The following is an 18,210-nucleotide window of genomic DNA, read 5'->3' on the forward strand; positions in this document are numbered from 1 at the left end:
TTTTTTATTTCCTGCCAACACGCTGTCCGACGTAGAGTCCATATCCATTGCATTTGACGGTTATTTAACACAACGGATCTGTTCGATTGGGTTAAACTACTGAAGTGTATCGTTATTGGAGCCTAACCTCCTGACAAATAGCTTGCTCCACTGCATTGATTTTTTATATCAAGCCGAGGTATCTTCACACGTTAGCGATACAGTTTCACTGTGTTTGGCACGACTTGCATCACAAGGGACTTTAGAAACACATGCTTTTTAACAATAGCCAGAGATATGCACTTTCTCTGGCCGGATCAACAGCTCAACCACCATACAGGACGTTATGAAGTTAACCGATATCATACGTTACAGTGCCGTTGGCTGTATTTTACTTATTTCCTTTATCCTATTGATCGACAGATGGTTCTCCGATCAAGCCTCATCTCGAATCTTTGAAAGTACTCAAGCCACCCCTACCCGCTCGATCGGTTTAGTACTGGGTACCAGCAAATATATCGCTCGATCGCTAAACCCTTATTATCAATTCCGAATTGATGCTGCCAAGCAATTGTACAAAGAAGGTAAAGTCGATATTTTGCTACTGAGTGGCGATAACGCTCACCGCTCTTACAACGAACCCTGGACGATGAAGCGCGATTTACTTAAATCCGGTATACCCGAGCAGGACATCGTGTTGGATTACGCCGGGTTCAGAACCTTAGACTCGGTAGTTAGGGCCAAGAGCGTTTTCGATGCCAACCATTTCGTTATTATTACCCAACGCTTTCACTGTGAGCGGGCTTTATTTATTGCTGACAGGAATCAAATTGATGCGATATGCCTTGCCGTCCCAGAGCCCAAGGGGTGGGCAGGCCTAAAAATACGGACGCGTGAAGTCTTGGCAAGGATTAAGGCCCTTATTGACGTGTATATTCTCGATATGAAACCAAAATTTGCCGGCCCCAAAGAGCCTATCGAAACTGAGCCCCTGGAACTGGAAGGCCCTCACCGACCAAGTTGACTAGCTTTGGCCTAACGTATCTCCCAGCCTGGCAGTACCAGCTGTTCGCTGGGAGATACGCTAGTATCGTGTGATAGGTGGTTACTTAATCGAAGCATTGCCCGTCGATAATGCCGGCCCCCCTTTATACAACGCATTGAATGACTTTATAAATTTAGCCCTAACATTACGGACATGCACTTGTGCATCCTGCCTAATACGCTTTCGAGTCCCTTGCTGCTTCATGCTTCCTGCCAACAATCAATTCACAAAACTATCTTATCGATAGCTATGATACCCATCGCATAACAACTGTAAAATAGCCTAAAACCAGCAACCCTGATCATTGAGAGTAATATCACATCCCGTAACGACAATATTCATTCATGTTCTTTGAGCCGCGAATATCCGCCTTGCCACAGAAAACATCATCCTCAGAAATGGGTATTTTTCTACACATTCCTTCTTTATAACCTCACACTTCAATCAATCCACCCATCAAACGACCAACAATTAAGCGCAAGCATATTAACAAAACAAAAACAGTTGGTAACATTTGCAGCAAGTCACCTAAGTGCACGTGATTGCACTTGATAACTATAATCAGATGAAAGGAAACTACTATGACAGCCTTGACGATGACATTACGCAAGTGGCTGTTTGACCGGAACAGTATTATTCTGCTGGCAGACATCGCCCTCTTTACCTTACTCTTAAATACCTTACCTTTTGACAGAGAGGTGGTTGTTGGCCTCAGTATTCTTGCTTTCGTCGCAGTACTCTGGCTGACCGAAGCCCTTCATGTCAGCATCACTGCGATTTTGGTTCCCATCCTTGCCGTCAGCTTCGATATTTTCCCGACGCCTGCGGCTTTGAGTAATTTTGCCAACCCTATCATCTTCTTGTTCTTGGGTGGGTTTGCCCTCGCAGCAGCATTACACAAACAAGAATTGGATAAGGCAATTGCCGATAAGGTATTGCTGATCGCCCAGGGACGTATGTCGGTGGCCGTGTTCATGCTCTTTGGCGTTTCTGCTGCACTGTCAATGTGGATCAGTAATACGGCCACTACCGCAATGATGCTACCGCTAGTACTGGGGGTCCTTAACAAAGTGAACGCCAAGAGCGAGCGCAGTACCTATGTATTTGTTCTTCTTGGTATTGCCTACTGTGCAAGTATTGGTGGTATTGCCACTGTTGTCGGTAGCCCGCCTAACGCCATCGCTGCTGCCGAAGTTGGCTTGAGCTTTACAGAATGGATGGCATTCGGCCTACCGGTATCAATTGTTTTGCTACCCGTTACGGTTGCCCTGCTTTACTTTATGCTGAAACCTAACTTGAACCATACCTTTGAGCTAGACCATAAGCCGGTTGAGTGGAACAACGGCAAGCTGGCGACCTTGGCCATTTTTGCTATTACAGTCCTGCTATGGATTTTCAGCAAGCCTATCAACGGGATGCTTGGCGGCTTCAAGAGCTTTGACACACTGGTTGCCCTTGCCGCTATCGTTATGCTTGGAGCATCACGGGTGGTCCAGTGGAAAGATATCGAGAAGTCTACCGATTGGGGCGTGTTGCTACTATTTGGTGGCGGTATCTGCCTGAGTAATGTACTCAAGGCCACTGGCACCAGTGTCTTCCTGGCCCATAGCTTGAGTGGGTTCCTGGAGCAAGCAGGCTTGTTCTTCACCATCTTGGTTGTGGCGGGCTTCGTTGTGTTCCTCACTGAGTTTGCCAGTAATACCGCAAGTGCCGCGCTTCTCGTCCCGGTATTTGCCACTGTCGCCGAAGCGTTGGGTGTATCCCCGGTTATCCTGTCAGCTCTGATAGCCGTTGCCGCGTCGTGCGCATTCATGCTGCCAGTAGCAACACCACCAAACGCCATTGTATTTGGCTCAGGCCATATCAAGCAGTCGGATATGATGAAAGTCGGGATTTACCTAAATATCTTGTGTATCGCGGTACTTTCGGCGCTTGCCTACCTGTTCTGGTAATCCAAAGAGACATTTTAGAGACCACAAGGAGGGGCAATTGCCCCTCCTTGCTTTACAGACGCCTCACAGTTCATCGGCCGGATAGCGAACACCCAAGATCGCTCTTGCCTGCGTCGTAATTGCACTGACTATTTGGCTGCGAACAAGCCCTTCGTGGTTGACAGTGCCTGAGTTCAACAAGCGGGCAAACTCCTCGGCTTCATAGCGCATCGCGTTCTCATCTTGCTCTACGGTTAATTCAACCGCCGGTTCATCACGTCGACAAAGCTTAACGCCGTGGCATTCTGATATAAAATCAACTAACAAGGTCCCCTGCTCACCCTGGATTTCGCTCGGGATAAAGCCATCGCTGACTTTTGAGTGCGCAATAGTGACATCAAAATCCGCGTAATGTAGCACCAGTGTGCCATGGGCATCCACCCCGGAGTCAAGTAGGCTTCCCTGCGCCGTCATGCTGTTTGGCTCACCAAACAAGGCAATGGCACTGCTCAATGGGTAGACCCCGATATCCATCAACGAACCATTAGAAAAAGCAGGGTTAAATGTATTGGGATTCTCACCATTTAGGTATTTCTGATAACGCGAGGAATATTGGCAGTAGGAGAAATACACTTTTCGAATACGGCCAAGCTTAGGTAAGGCTTTTTTTATCACCTCAAAGTTAGGGACATAAGTTGCCTTCATGGCTTCAAATAGCACCACTTGCTTGTCGGTAGCCAGTTCAACCAACTCTTGCACTTCTGTAATATTCGACGCCATGGGCTTTTCACCAATGACATGCTTACCGGCATTGATAAACACTTTGGCTTGCGGTGCATGGAGTGAATTAGGGCTGGCAATATACACCGCATCGATCACATCAGTGTTTGCAAGATCATCCAACGAGTCATAACATTCTACTTGACCATACTTACAGGCAAACTCCTTGGCTGTTTCCAGGGTTCTTGAATAGACCGCCGTCAATTGATACTGACCCGTCGAGAGTGCAGCACTGATAAAGCGATCCGTGATCCAGTTTGTCCCGATTACACCCAAACGAATCATTGGTTATTTCCTTGTGGTTATTAGCTGTGTCCAGTGTAACAAATACCGACTTCTGACATAACCTCAAGTTCTGTATAGAAAACAATCATAATCCTTGTGTTAACAGTCAGTTATGGTTTACTTTGGTTGTGCCAAACAAAAATACGAGTGACGTTATGTACTACGCAGATATTACCGGATGGGGCAAGTGCCTCCCTCCGACTGAGCTGAGTAATGATGAGCTCAGTCAATTTGTTGATACTTCGGACGAATGGATAAGAACTCGTACGGGTATCGAGTCTAGACGAATCAGCCATGTCAACACCTCTGAGCTGGCTCATATTGCCGGTGCCCGTGCGCTGGCGGCTGCCGGCGTAGACGCTTCAGAATTAGATCTCATCATAGTCGCGACTTGTTCTCCCGATACCCTTGTCCCCAACATTGCCTCAAAAGTGCAGCTCGATCTAGGCGCGAACAAAGCTGCCGCCTTTGATATGAATGCCGCTTGTACGGGGTTCCTGTATGGTCTGGAAACTGCAAGCAAAATGATTCAGGCCGGAAATTACCAGCATGTATTGGTTATCGGAGCCGAACGCCTGTCATGGTATCTCGACTGGAGCCAGCGTGATACGGCAGTACTGTTTGGTGACGGCGCAGGCGCTGCTGTTCTGAGCCGCTCAACCCAGCTCTCTGGCCTGCTCGATGCCCAATTGGGCTGCGATCCAGAAGGAAGAGATGTGCTGGCCATCCCAGAATTCGGCACAGCCATGGATCGCTTCAACCCAGATGCCGGACATTTTGCCTTCAACTTTGTTGGCCGAGAAATCTTCCGACGTGCCGTGCGGGGAATGGGAACAGCTGCTAACACTGTATTGCGAAGGGCCAACCTAACACAGGGGGATATTGATGTGGTGATCCCCCACCAAGCTAACCAGCGTATAATCGAAGCCCTGTGCGACCATGCCGGCATTCCTCAGGACAAAGCTTTCGTTAATATTCACCAGTATGGCAATACGTCAGCGGCTACCGTGCCTATTGCGCTATGCGAAGCGGTGGAGCAAGGCCGGGTCAAACCCGGTGACACTATTCTGTCAGCGGCATTTGGTGCGGGGCTGACCTGGGGTGCCGCCGTCATCAAATGGGGGCAGCGTGTCACACCGGTTAACGCCTCCGATGCCGAACTACCAGAATGTCACCAGACGGCGACGGAACTGCTGGAAAATGCAATTCGCCACTGCACCAAGTAACATTGGTAATATCAGCCTCCATAAATAAAACCAGCACGGGTGTGCTGGTTTTTTATTGACCTACAGAGCGAGACGTTAAAGCACCTCAACCCGGTTACGTCCCTGCTGCTTTGCTCTATACAGCGCGTTATCCGCTCGGTGAATAAATGCTTCTATCTCCTCACCGGGCCGATGCTCTGCCACACCGACGCTACAGGTGATACGGAGCCCATTTGTCCATTGGTAACTCTCGACAATTTCCCGCACCATTTCAGCAAACTCCTTTGCACCACGAAGGTTGGTGGCAGGACAAAAAATAATGAACTCCTCACCGCCCCAACGTACGACTACATCCGTTTTTCGCGCTCGCAGATTCAGCACCCGGCCAAACTCCTTAAGTACTTCGTCACCGCCGTGATGCCCCAATGAATCATTGATTCGCTTGAAATAATCGATATCGATATACACCATCGACAAGGCATGGCAATTTCGCTGGGAAAAATCGACGATATCCCTCAACCAGCGATCTACTGCATTCCGGTTTTGCGTCCCCGTCAGATTATCAGTAAACGCAAGTGCTTCGAGCGCCAGCGACTGTTGATAAAGTTGCTTATTTGCTTGCTTAAGATAATCCGCCTGCGCCCCCATTTGCCTAACCCGTTCAGCCAGACGTCGCCGCTCTGCCACCAAAAAATAAATAGCAGCCAGTACCCACATCAAAATATTGGTCCTCAGAAGGGCGGATTCAGAAAGCCAGTGGCCATAGAAAACCAATCGGTTCAGTTTAATCGAATAATGCGCCGGCCTGATATGGCTACCTGTCGCGATTTCAATTTGCACTATGTTATCGAACTTAGGGCCGGAGTGTTCAATCGGCACTTGGTAATCAGCAATCCACCAAGAAAGCACCTGGAAGGCTTTCAAAGGAATCACTTTCATGCCGTTGCCTAGACCTGGAGAAAACTCTATCGCATTGAATTTATAGGAAACCGGATCGTCGGCGGTGGAATAAACAGAATCGAAATTGCGTAGATAAACCCTGAGGCGTTCACCGTCCATAAGACTGTAATAGTCAACATCGATGCCAATAGAATGAAACGAGGACAGGTCAAGGCCACCCATTGTGCCAGCCAGGTCAATCGATATCTCGCAAAAAGGCCACTTACCCTGGGTACCTATATCACAGTTCAACTTAACCGCTTTGCCATTAAAGTCGATATCGGACTGAGTATCCCCCCCCTGGCTACTGTCATCGATACTGGAATAAACGGCATTCCTGGCATCAATTGTCAGTTCTTTTTCAAATCCCCCTAAGATATGAAACAACGTTGTTAACGATGAAAACGTTAGCAGGATATAAGCCGCTAGTCGTACACGTCGCCCTAAATTGTCCATGAATACCTATGAAAAATAATAAGAATAGTAAGTAAATAGGGTAATAATTTCTTTGATTAACAGTAAGATATAAACAGATTATCAGAAGCATTGGCCATCACCAAGCTTCTAATTTTTTATTGGAAAATAAGAGGCTAAACTACATCTCTGATCACGTATTTCTACTCTAGCAGCTTAATCAGCCGCATTTTTGACCCAAAAGCACCACCATGGCGGTGCTCTATGGCCGAATGATAATTAGGCAGATTTTGATCGGCTACTTACGCGAACGATAACGGCCTCTATTTTTGTGTATTTGCGATTTTGCTTTAGCACGTCGTTTATCACTAGAGCGTCCACGTCGACGGTTTTCTGGTGGTTCAATCGTCGGATCCGGTTCATAACCTTCGAGCCACTGCTGCGGTAAACGTTTATCCAGCAATTCCTCAATTGCCCGCAATGCCCACTCTTCATCCAGGCTCATCAATGAAATAGCATGGCCAGCCTGACCCGCTCGACCAGTGCGACCAATACGGTGGACATAATCTTCAGCTTTAAATGGCATCTCGTAGTTAACAACATATTCCAACTGTTCGATATCCAGCCCTCGCGCAGCCACATCAGTGGCAACCAAGACCCTTGCCTTGCCCGACTTGAAATCATCGAGTGCACGCTGGCGCGCACCTTGGCTTTTATCCCCATTGATAGAGACCGCCTTGATCCCATCCTTGCCAAGCTCTTTGGCAAGTTCATCCGACCCTTGTTTGGTTTTGGTAAACACCAGAACCTGCTGCCAATTTTTCGAACCGATTAAATACGCCAGCAACTCACTCTTACGATGCTTATCAACTGGGTACACCATCTGCTCCACCGTGACAGCCGTGCTGTTGCTTGGCGTCACTTCGATCAGCTTAGGATCATCCAAAATATCATACGCGAGCTTCTTGACCTGCTTGCCAAAAGTCGCCGAAAAGAAAGCAGTCTGGCGCTCAACATGCATGCGCTTGAGAATACGCTTGATGTCATCAATAAAACCCATATCCAACATACGGTCGGCTTCATCCAATACCAAGTAACTGATCTTGCTAAGATCAACCGTACGCACATGCGCATGATCAAGCAGACGGCCTGGCGTGGCAACCAGCACATCCACGCCTGACTCGAGTGCCTTTACCTGCACCTTCATACTCGTGCCACCGTAGGCCACTGCAACTTTCAGTTCGGTATCTTTCGCATACCCGCTCAAGCTATCGAACACTTGCTGGGCCAGCTCGCGGGTCGGTGTCAGGATCAAGGCTTTGACCTGTTTTGCTTCCGTCACAGTGCCATTGCCTTCCAATAGACGATGCAGCAGAGGCAAACCAAACGCGGCTGTCTTTCCCGTACCGGTCTGGGCACCGGCCAAAACATCATGGCCTGCTAATATTTCAGGAATAGCCTGCTGCTGCACCGGTGTTGGCTGCTCGAAACCGAGAGAAGAAACATTTTCAACAAGTTGGCTATTTAGCCCCAGCGATTGGAAAGACATGCAAAATACCGACAATTTTCAAAAGAGGCCGGATTCTAGCAAAAAAGCTGGGCAAGTGTGAGTGTTGGCGGGAAGTTTCCGGTTTTTAGTCGCCACAAAGTAAAAAGCACCGCAAAGCGGTGCTTGAATGATATCGAATAGTGACAGCTGAATCGTAAATTATTTAATATTCAGGAATGCAGCACCACGAACGCCGCCTGAATCACCATGTTTTGCTTTGATGATCTTCGGACATTTTGCAACAGAAAGCAGGTACTTCGGAATGCGCTTTGGCATCTCTTCGTAAATCAGCTCGAAGTTTGACAGGCCGCCACCCAGCGCAACCACGTGTGGATCCGTAGCTGTGAATAGGTTTGCAAAACAGATCGCCAATAGTTCCATGAAGCGTTCTACGTGCTCAACCGCCTTGGCTTCACCTTCAGCATGCGCCTTGATGATGTCGATCGCTTTCTTCTCTTCACCGTAGTAATGGGCGTAAAGCAGTTCGAAACCACGGCCAGACAAATAACTGTCCAGGCAGCCTTTCTTATCGCAGCCACAGCCTAGCAGCGGTGCATTTTCACCCAAGTGGAACCATGCATCGATAGGCAGTCGGGTATGACCGACTTCGCCAGCAACGTGATTGCGGCCCGAGAAAACTTTACCTTCATAGATAAAGCCGCCACCAAAACCAGTCCCCAGGATCAAACCCAGCACTGAAGGCTCATCTTGTAGCTCCTCGTCCCACGCTTCAGAAAGCGCAAAACAGTTCGCATCGTTTTCAATTTTTACCGAACGACCAATTTTTGCTTCAAGATCTTTACGTAGCGGCTTACCTTTTGCCGCAGGTACGTTAACGGTCAGAACAGTGCCATCATCAGCATCTTCCATGCCCGGCAAACCCAAACCAATCGAGCCTTCACAACCAAACTGTGCATCGTATTTATTTACCAAGCCGGCGATAGTCTCGACCAACAGATCATAATTATCTGTCGGGGTTGGCACTCGCTCGGTGGCGACACGCTCAAGTTTTTCGTTAAACGCGCCAAACTCAATCTTGGTTCCACCCACATCAAAGCCGTAGTACATCCTGCACTCCAAAAAAATAAGAAAAAAACAAAACTGAAAAAATTATCCACATATCTACACCTACAGACTGTGACGAGCTGCAGATTTAGCAGGGCTGCATGGTGCTTGTTGTCGCGATTGCTGAAAGAAACATCAAAATGTTGCATAATTTAAATGCACTTCAGCAATGCCTAAGCCTAATACCCCTGCTTAGGCATAACTTGCCATGTATTCGCGCAGCTGGATGATTGCGTTATCATCAGGAAGCACCCGGTTCATCTTACCGGTGAGGTAGTTTTCGCGGAAAACATCAAACCACAAATCCAATACATCGGCATTTCTTGACTCACCGAAAAGATCGATAATTCGCGCGGCGACTTCAGCGGTACCCAATTGGTTTTCTTTTGAGGCTTCGCGCACTTTGTACCGTGAAGGCTTTTCTGGATTGATGGACAGAACAGGGAACTGATTCAAGTAAGGGCTCTTGCGGAACATTTTCTTCGCTTCCGCCCAGCTGCCATCAAGCATAATAAACAATGGTCGCTTACCCGGCTCCATCTCTACTCGGTCGGCAACACGTTCCGGGGCCGAATATTCCGCTGGGAACACGACAAACGGCTGCCATTGTGGGTCCTCGAGTAGCGCCAGCATCTCAGGATTTGGCTCGGTACGCGACCAGATATAGGCATAGGTATCTTCAAACAAATCGGCGATCAGACGGCCGGTATTGCTAGGCTTGAGGATCTCATCATCATACATCACCAACAAGAAAGCGGCATCCGATGTGATTTCCGGCTTGCTGGAGCAAATACACAAATGTTTACGCAACATACAGAATAAGCAGCGCTCTACTTTACAGCCACGGGCAAGAAACGGACGAGTAGAACGAGCAAGGCGCTCATCATATAACTTATGAACAGCATGAATACGCATAACGGTTTACCTAACAACAAAAAACGCCAGCATTCTACTGGCGTTTGTATACCCATGCTAGCTCAAAATGCACAATCGTCGCTAAAGCTGCAAGCGATATGTCGACAGTAAATCCTGCTGCTGGTGGGCGATATCTGATACCATTCCGGCCTGCTCCACCAGCGTCTTCAACTCTCGGCTGTTAGTTTGCGCTTTCAGGGAGACCCGCTCAACACTTTGCCCGACATCGATCGAGGCATTTTCCTGTTGCTGGGTTGCCGCTGCAATGGCAATCACCTTGTCATTGATCGTGGCAATCATTGATTTGATCTGGTGAATTGATGCCTGCACCTCACTACTCAAGTCAATCGAGGATGTCATCTCCTCCCGACTGACCACCATCGCTTGATTGACATCCCTTGCAGCCCGGTGCAGCTCATCAATCGTGGTACGAATCGACGCTGTTTGCATATTAGTTTCGCTGGCTAACTTGCGAACCTCATCGGCTACAACGGCAAACCCCCTGCCCTGCTCGCCCGCACGAGCGGCTTCAATGGCGGCATTGAGTGCCAGCAGGTTGGTGTTATCGGCAATCGTACTGATCAATTCCACCACCTGGGTGATTTTATCGACGTGGCTATCGAGCTCTTTCATGCGGGTTTCATTAACCGCAAAGCGCTCATCCAATTGGCGTAACCGCAATGTACTCTGTTCGATAATATCAACCCCTTGCTGAGCCATATTATTAGCCTGCATGGCTTCTTGCTCTGACTCGTAAGTACTGGCAACAATCTCTTTAATCGAGATTTCAAGCTGCGAAATAGCCGTTGCAATAGCTGTTAATTCATCACTTTGCTCTTTGATGGCAATCCGCGACTGCGAGGCCGCTTTCTGACTGGTTTCCGCAGCCATGCTCAACTGGTGGCTGTTTGCCACTAGCTGGCCGAGTGTCTGGCTATTGTTGAAGTTTGATTGATTAAGTAAACCGCCTAACACGGCAAACTCTTTCGGTGCATCCTGAGTGGCCTTAACGGTTAGATCACCATTGCTCGTCGCCTTGACGACACGGTCTATTTTCTGCAGCGAGCGTTTTACTGAATGGCTGATCCAGCCACTGGCAAAAATGGCAACCACCAGGCCAACAATACTAAAGGTAATGAACAATGCCATCGCATTTTCACTCGCCGCTATAACCCCGGCCTCGCCTTGCTCAACCAACCTATTGGCACCATCGGTAAGCGTATTAATCTGGGTAGCCATGGACGCGATTTGCTGATGGGCTTCTCGCACCTTGGCTGCCTGATCCCCCTGCAGTGCCAGTGTCTGAAGCTGCAGCGCAACAATGCCATTATCCTCGAACAGTGCTTTCACCATAGAGAACGGCACCGTAACACTGGTGTAGTCCGCAAGTCTCGGGTCGAGGCGATGCATTTCCCGCCAAGCATATTCCATACCCGACAGGTTGGTGCTTTGCAGGCTACGTACCAACCCTCGTGCTTTCGATAAATCATGCTCGAGCATCAATGCCATCAGATGACTTGCCATTTCCAACGAGTGATTCACAAAATTTGTAACGTGGTTAATGCCAGCTAAATTATTGGCAAACACTTCGGTACCAACACGGCTCATTTCGGCGCGAACTGAAGAAACCGCATAATTCATCATCGCTTTGTCGGTTTCGATTTTATCCTGGTTAATCAATATCTCTTGCTGAGACTGGTATAGCGTTGCAGCCGTTGTGCCCACGTCATCAGCCAGGCTAATTAGCGCATGAATATCATTAGTCAACCAACCTAGTTGGTTTTTATCCGCAAGACGCTGTAGTTCACCGAGTGCCGCTGCCATTGTTTTCTGCTCGCTGACGAAAGCTTGATGTGCAATATCAAGCTCTTCAACAGACGAGCTGTTGATCAGCTCACCGAGATGCTGGGCAGATTGCAATGACGCCCTGACAATCACACTGCTGTTCATAGTAACCGGCAGCGCCTGATGACTGAGAACGTCAAATTCCCGCGTAATATTTTTCAGTCCATTATTACCGAAAAAAGAAAGTAACCCACCGGTCACGACCAGTAATACAAAAACAATTTGAATGGCGGCTACAATGGAGAGACGGGGTTTACCCCGCAACTGGTTTTTCATGCTGATCATATCCCTGATTAAGTTCAGCCAGTATCGTGATGTGACACATCCTCTCCCCAAGAACAGAAACGAAATAGTTTTATGTCTCTATTTCAGCTAGCGGGACAGGACATCTTGGAGGCAAACTTACTCAATAAATATGACAATTAGATTTCAGTTAACTATGTCATCCTTGGTATCAATAGCAAAAACAATTTATCCGGACAAAAGTGGAGAAATAACGAAGCGAAACCGGAAGTCTGCTGAAATAAAAAAAGCAGCTAACTGCTGCTTTTATTATCTAGTACTTTGGCTTATCGCGCTATCAAATAGGTTTTTTACCAACCCGACATAGTCTTCTAAAAAGCAAACCTGCTCATTGGTTGGGCAGCGACTCCACGCTCCGGCAAGCACTTCGTTCAAATCTTCCATAACCGCATCAGCTTCCTGCATCAACTTAAAACGGAAGTCAGCTTCCAGATCCGGATTTTGCGCAAAAACAGTCATCAAATTGGTTGCGATCATATCTGTCACTACATCTTCAACCGTTTCCTCGCATCCATTAGCTTCTGCATTTTCAAACAGGGAAAGGTGCTCAGTAAAGTACTCTATGAGCGCATGATAGCCTTCAGATTCTACAACCATAATCCAATCTACTCTTCCAATGATTCTTGTCTTACGTTACTGCTAATATTCAGGCTATTAGCAATTGCAAACAACAAGATAGCCTAAATAAGAATGAACGTATTATTCTATGTCAAATCAATCCAATGATATAGGCAAAAACTATATTTTTCGCTTTTATACCTATGACACCCCAGACATATCAGAACAATGTTCCACTGTAGATTGATAAAGCGTGCATTGATTGCGGCCCGCCCTCTTGGATTGGTACAGGGCGCTATCGGCACATTCTAACCATTGCTCATAAGACGTCATCCAAGACGCCCACTCGCAGAGCCCCAAGCTAATCGTGACCCGAATATCACGGATGTCCATTTTCACCAATGATTCTTCGACCCGCTTGCGCAATCGCTCCGTGAAATACTGGGCTAACTCTGAGCTGGTGCCCGGCAGGATCACCCCGAACTCCTCGCCACCGTATCGGCCCGCAATATCAGATTGACGCTTGGCCTTTTTTAGCAGACTGGAAATGGACTTAATCACCGCATCGCCAGCAATGTGGCCAAAGGTGTCATTCACTTTCTTGAAATGATCAATATCGAACATGACCAGGCTCGACACGGTTTGATAGTGACGGCATTGGTCAAACTCGGCAGATAAACAAGACTCCCAATGACCTCGGTTATAAAGCTGTGTCAGCCGGTCGGTGATACTTAAGTGGGTCAGCTGCGCATTACTCTCTCTTAGGTGGATCTTGCTTTTCGCGATGTCCGATACATCGGTAACAGTAAGGCAAATATGTCGGTATTCACCATCTAGCGCTTTTAACGGGGTTAAAGTCATGTTCTGAAACATACTCGTCATACCGCCGCTAACTGGGCTAAAGTTGGTAAAATTAAAAATAAAAGGCCGGTCTTCCCAACTGCTGAAGGAGCGAGTCCCAAGCTTAAAGGTCGACTGGATTTTATTTCTCAGCCACTCTTCCGGCAAGTCAGGTACTGCCTCGAATAAGTTTTGCCCCATAATTTGCTCGACGCTGATACCACTGTAAGCTTGCATGAAAGTGTTCCAAATCATGACTCTGTGCTTGCTATCAAGCATCACGACACCAGCATCAATATTGTCGATAACCTGCGCGGCAAGATGGAATTCAGATAAACTGTCAGGGTAAGTCACTGCAATGTCTCCATAAAACGTCTGATCACTTGTGTAGAGTCATGATCCATCATGAGTAAAACATCACAGGCCATATCCATTTTTTCAGACTGGTAGCTGTATTCGATGGTAAACAGCTCACAATTCATCGCTTCACTTCCTCCCCTGATCATATATTCCTCGAGGCATATGGGTTGCCGGATAGAAAAAGGAATATTCATTTGTTCAGACAAGGAAACCAAAAACGAGGACACCATTAAGTTGGCTATATCGATAATCACTTCACTCTTTTTATCACCGAATGTGCTAAACCCCAAACGTTCGCCAAATAGCCCAATATCACTTCCATATAGGCAGACCAGGGCTTCGCCGTGAATGCCTCCGCCGACAAAACGCTGGGCAATCGCAGTGGAGTCCGGACGATGAGTGAGGTTGCTGATCATCATATCCAGCTCGCCACAACCTAACATCGCAACATTCGGTAATGGCATGGTAATAAATTCACGGCAATGGTCGGAAATAATTGCTGAACCCCTTCCTAGTGCAATATTAGCAATCTCCTGAAATTGATATAAATAATCATTTCCATAGAGCGCTTGAGAAGGGATGAAATTATTTTCTGGTGGTATATCTCTACTTTTTCGGATTAGTGAGAAGCCCAATTTTTTCAACGTTGAATAAATTTGGGAGCGAGAAAAAGGTTTGGCTAAAAAGTAATTCGCCCCGGCATCAACACAACGCTCTACGGCCCGTTGCTGTACATCGGCTGACAACACAATAATTTTGGTCGGATAAGTACTCACAGGCAATTGCTGTAACACACCAAAACCATCCAACACCGGCATCGTCAGATCAAGAAACATCACATCGACATCATGCATCGCTAGGCACTCCAGGGCTTGTGTGCCATTTTCAGCGAAATACAGGGTTATGCCTGTAAATTCGCTGAAAAACTTTTGCATTGCCCGGTGTACCAACCGCGAATCATCACAAATTAATATAGTTTTGTCATGTGACACTAAGATATGACCCAAATTGCTTACCAACTTTGATTATGATAACGGCTTTATATCTTTTTTATATTTTTAGCTGTATTAAATTTTCCACAGAGTGACATGGATCGACTTTTGTCCAGCATTACTCACTTATTAATAATTCAACAACTTAGGCTTAACACGGCATTCGTTAATTACACGTAGTTTTACTGTGGTTTTTTGGTTATGAATAAACAGGTATGATAAAAAAGCACTATTTCAAAAGGACATTATTACAAATGAAAGTTATTCGCCTTATTCTTGGAAAGCTCATTTTATTGCTCAATGCCGTTTTCTCTCCCAAGCCACAGCAGCGCAGCGATGAAGAGCAACAGCGTATCAACAAAGAGCTTGAATCGATGACCCTTTACCAGTTCGAGTCCTGTCCATTCTGTGTCAAAGTTCGTCGCGCTGCGAAAAAAATGAACCTTCCACTTGATACCCTTGATGCCAAACAGCCTAGCAATGAGCAAGCCTTGATCAACGGTGGAGGCAAGCGCAAGGTGCCTTGCCTACGTATCGAGCAGGCTTCCGGTGAAGTCACATGGATGTATGAGTCTAGCGATATTATCCGGTACCTAGAGCAGCGTTTCCCATAATCCTGAAAAAGTGCCGCCAAACGGAAATACCCGCATGGTTTACTGGCAAAAAGGTGAACCACGTCAAGCCACTAAACCATGCGTTGTGCAATTCTCTGCTTTTAATGTCACACTTTCACCCCTTACCTATCAACACTTCAAGCTCAATGAAAAAAAACAAAGTCATCACTACCGACGATATCTTGCTCAAATTGTGCCAGTCATTTTCTGGCGTGCTTTCAGCGGCCACGGACAGTCCTGTGAGCTACTCGGCGATGGTGCAGAAGATAAATAAAACCAGCCTTAAACCAGACATTGGTTGTTTCGTACTTTTTGATGGTGGCTTTACCGGACTCGTCGTCACTAATTTCTCTCACCAGGCCGCATTAGAACTCTACCAAAGCTATATGCTCAAGATGGGCATGTCAGCCGAAGAGCTCGCTATCCACCATTCGTCCGATGAGGTTGCCGATGTTCTCGGCGAACTAATGAACCAGGTTGTTGGAGACTTCACCGGCAAAATCCGCCGCGAGTTGCAAGTATCGATTACCCAGAACCAGCCCAAGATGCTTGCCCTGAACAAGCAGGTACTACTATCGGTCGATACCAATCTCGACCGGCCGCAGGCTCGTCGCGTCAGCTTCACGACCGAGAAGAACAATATTTTCTACCTCGAGCTGGCCATGGATAGAACCGAATTCATCCAACTCGAAGAATTTGATCAGCATGAAGAATGTGATCCCGACCAGATCATTGCGGCGGCACAGAGCCATTCTCACCCCCCCAAAAAGAACACCACAGCACCTGTCGAGGTAGACCTAGATCTTCTCGACGAGCTCGGCATCTGACAACTTAGCCCGTCTTGCTCTTTCTGCACTGCAGGCTATTTGCCTGCAGTGGCCAAGCCACTCACTGATGAAACAAATTGTTCGGCTCAGCTTTGCTAGACTGTTGTAAAAAATGGTGTGAGGCCGGGTTATGTATCATCATCGTTTATGCTCCCTTATTATTGGTGCGTTCTTTTGTACCCCTTTTCTTTGCTATGCTGAAAAGGTTAACTATAGCGAGCTAGAGAACGGTGACACCATTACCGTTACATTGGATCAGCTACTGCCGACCCAAGCGGTTCTGGATTACGACCAAATATTTGCCAATCTGCAGCGCTATAAAGCGGATTTGAAAAACATGTATCGGGATCTGTGTCGGGTAAACGGTGCCAAAGGTGTTAAAAAATGGGATGAGAACTCCCTCCCTACCGATCCGGAAACCTATCAATGCTCTGGCAAAGTCGGCCAGAATGCGGATGCACTAACCACTGTGGTTGTGGGCCCTGAAGAAGGTGTCCTATACCTAACAGAAGGATTAACCCTACTCTCGACCTTCTGGGATATGCCCAATGGCGGCACCAGCGTTCCAATTACCCTCAAAGTTAGTCATAACCTCTTGGGCTCTGGTGATGATTTCTGGGCCGAAATGAGCAATGACAACGAAGTGTGGCTGGTCAACGAAAAAGGCAAAAAGATCAAGCCCGATAACCTGCCTGAATACATAGGCATGAAACAGCTCAAGCATGACAAATACCTTTCCTTGGTCAACTTTCTCAACGGCATTAGTTACATCCCGCCAGAGCCAAATGGCAAAGACAACAACACAGCCTCCATTCCCTATCTTGCTTTGAACTGGGCGCTTGAAGTTCGTCAGCACATGAAAATTTCTGACTACGACCTCAATGATCCCGAAGAATACGCCACCGCCCTCACCGAAGCCGCCACCATTATGGTTGATCTGCCTGACGATGAAGTGATCGGCAAATCTAAGCGGACCGCCAGTGAGATGGGGCAGCTCGATCAGGTCGACAGCAAGGCTTTGGAAAAACTGGTCACCGACGAGACATCCCCGTTCGGCTTGGCGCTGGCCTACCGGCTAGCCAAGAAAGAAAAGTCGACACCTAAGGTGGTACTGGAAGAGCAAGAAGCCCAAAAGGAAAAAGAGGAGCAGGAAGAAAAGGAAAAGAGCGAAAAGGGCAACAATGAAGAAGACGCACAATCCGAAGATAGCAGTGAGGCGAAAGAGTAACCTCACTACTGAAATATTTGCAGAGCAAGGCCTGCTACTTACGGTGATTTTTCGCTAGAAATGCATCGAGTTTATTGCCGAAGTTCTGTCGGTCCGCTTGGCTCAGTGGTGCGGGGCCACCGGTTTGCACGCCAGAGCTGCGCATGGTTTCCATGAAATCACGCATTTGCAGGCGCTGCTTGATAGTATCTTTGGTATACATCTCACCTCGCGGGTTTAATGCATGGGCACCTTTGGTGATCACTTCATCAGCCAGTGGAATATCAGCGGTAATCACCAAGTCGCCCGGCTCTGCTTGCTGGACAATATAGTTATCAGCAACGTCAAACCCCGGCTCAACCTGTATCGACTTGATATGCGGCGAGGGCGGCACCCGGATAAACTGGTTCGCCACCAAGGTGACAGCAACCCCTACCCGATTCGCGGCACGGAACAATATTTCCTTAACGACATTCGGACAAGCGTCGGCGTCTACCCAAATCTTCATACAATCATCTCCTAAACAAAAGCCGCCCTGTATAACTCTGTATTTACAG

Annotated in this window: 16 protein-coding genes; 6 read left to right on the forward strand and 10 right to left on the reverse strand. The window is 47.5% G+C overall.

The annotated features are described in order from the left end of the window. Positions 1-325 precede the first annotated feature (325 nt). Entirely contained in the window at positions 326-1,003 is a 678-nt protein-coding gene (locus C9J03_RS05725) for a SanA/YdcF family protein (RefSeq protein ID WP_044623467.1), read from the forward strand. Between the two features lie 602 nt (positions 1,004-1,605). Then, positions 1,606-2,976, forward strand: coding sequence for an SLC13 family permease (locus C9J03_RS05730; protein WP_044623468.1), 1,371 nt, complete (start codon positions 1,606-1,608; stop codon positions 2,974-2,976). 63 nt (positions 2,977-3,039) lie between these two features. Here C9J03_RS05730 and C9J03_RS05735 read toward each other — a convergent pair whose 3' ends face one another. Next, positions 3,040-4,020, reverse strand: a complete 981-nt coding sequence (locus C9J03_RS05735) for a Gfo/Idh/MocA family protein (RefSeq protein WP_044623469.1) — start codon at positions 4,018-4,020, stop codon at positions 3,040-3,042. Positions 4,021-4,175: 155 nt separating this feature from the next. Between C9J03_RS05735 and C9J03_RS05740 the strand changes: the two genes are divergently transcribed. Beyond that, a complete protein-coding gene (locus tag C9J03_RS05740) occupies positions 4,176-5,246 on the forward strand; it encodes a ketoacyl-ACP synthase III (RefSeq protein ID WP_044623470.1) in 1,071 nt (356 codons plus the stop codon). Positions 5,247-5,321: 75 nt separating this feature from the next. On the opposite strand, the gene C9J03_RS05745 is transcribed toward C9J03_RS05740, so the two are convergent. From C9J03_RS05745 to C9J03_RS05780, 8 genes are all read right to left on the reverse strand, one after another. Further along, entirely contained in the window at positions 5,322-6,620 is a 1,299-nt protein-coding gene (locus tag C9J03_RS05745; RefSeq protein ID WP_044623471.1) for a GGDEF domain-containing protein, read from the reverse strand. A 256-nt stretch (positions 6,621-6,876) separates the two neighbouring features. Further along, complete coding sequence (locus tag C9J03_RS05750; RefSeq protein WP_044623472.1) at positions 6,877-8,127, reverse strand: DEAD/DEAH box helicase; 1,251 nt, start codon at positions 8,125-8,127, stop codon at positions 6,877-6,879. 159 nt (positions 8,128-8,286) lie between these two features. Continuing rightward, positions 8,287-9,195, reverse strand: a complete 909-nt coding sequence (nagK, locus tag C9J03_RS05755; protein ID WP_044623473.1) for an N-acetylglucosamine kinase — start codon at positions 9,193-9,195, stop codon at positions 8,287-8,289. A gap of 189 nt (positions 9,196-9,384) precedes the next feature. Next, positions 9,385-10,107 carry a tRNA-uridine aminocarboxypropyltransferase gene (locus C9J03_RS05760; RefSeq protein WP_044623474.1) on the reverse strand — a complete coding sequence of 241 codons (723 nt, stop codon included), beginning with the start codon at positions 10,105-10,107 and terminating at the stop codon, positions 9,385-9,387. Positions 10,108-10,188: 81 nt separating this feature from the next. After that, positions 10,189-12,228, reverse strand: coding sequence for a methyl-accepting chemotaxis protein (locus tag C9J03_RS05765; RefSeq protein WP_044624516.1), 2,040 nt, complete (start codon positions 12,226-12,228; stop codon positions 10,189-10,191). Between the two features lie 276 nt (positions 12,229-12,504). Next, a complete protein-coding gene (locus C9J03_RS05770; RefSeq protein ID WP_044623475.1) occupies positions 12,505-12,852 on the reverse strand; it encodes a DUF3802 family protein in 348 nt (115 codons plus the stop codon). 162 nt (positions 12,853-13,014) lie between these two features. After that, a complete protein-coding gene (locus C9J03_RS05775) occupies positions 13,015-14,007 on the reverse strand; it encodes a sensor domain-containing diguanylate cyclase (RefSeq protein ID WP_044623476.1) in 993 nt (330 codons plus the stop codon). Then, positions 14,004-15,005, reverse strand: a complete 1,002-nt coding sequence (locus C9J03_RS05780; RefSeq protein ID WP_082060628.1) for a response regulator — start codon at positions 15,003-15,005, stop codon at positions 14,004-14,006. Before C9J03_RS05780 ends, C9J03_RS05775 begins: the two co-directional genes overlap by 4 nt. A 254-nt stretch (positions 15,006-15,259) precedes the next feature. Between C9J03_RS05780 and C9J03_RS05785 the strand changes: the two genes are divergently transcribed. The 3 genes from C9J03_RS05785 (at position 15,260) to C9J03_RS05795 (ending at position 17,674) form a co-directional block, all read left to right on the forward strand. Further along, the gene (locus C9J03_RS05785) at positions 15,260-15,619 is read left to right on the forward strand and encodes a glutathione S-transferase N-terminal domain-containing protein (RefSeq protein WP_044623478.1); all 360 of its coding nucleotides are present in this window, start codon (positions 15,260-15,262) and stop codon (positions 15,617-15,619) included. Positions 15,620-15,765: 146 nt separating this feature from the next. Next, a complete protein-coding gene (locus C9J03_RS05790) occupies positions 15,766-16,446 on the forward strand; it encodes a DUF3334 family protein (protein WP_044623479.1) in 681 nt (226 codons plus the stop codon). Positions 16,447-16,576: 130 nt separating this feature from the next. Continuing rightward, entirely contained in the window at positions 16,577-17,674 is a 1,098-nt protein-coding gene (locus C9J03_RS05795; protein ID WP_044623480.1) for a ParB/Srx family N-terminal domain-containing protein, read from the forward strand. Positions 17,675-17,708: 34 nt separating this feature from the next. Here the strand turns inward: C9J03_RS05795 and C9J03_RS05800 are convergent, their stop codons facing one another. Further along, positions 17,709-18,161, reverse strand: coding sequence for a YaiI/YqxD family protein (locus C9J03_RS05800; RefSeq protein ID WP_044623481.1), 453 nt, complete (start codon positions 18,159-18,161; stop codon positions 17,709-17,711). Between the last annotated feature and the right edge of the window lie 49 nt (positions 18,162-18,210).

The organism is Photobacterium gaetbulicola, from assembly GCF_003025515.1.
Taxonomy (GTDB): Bacteria; Pseudomonadota; Gammaproteobacteria; order Enterobacterales; family Vibrionaceae; genus Photobacterium; species Photobacterium gaetbulicola.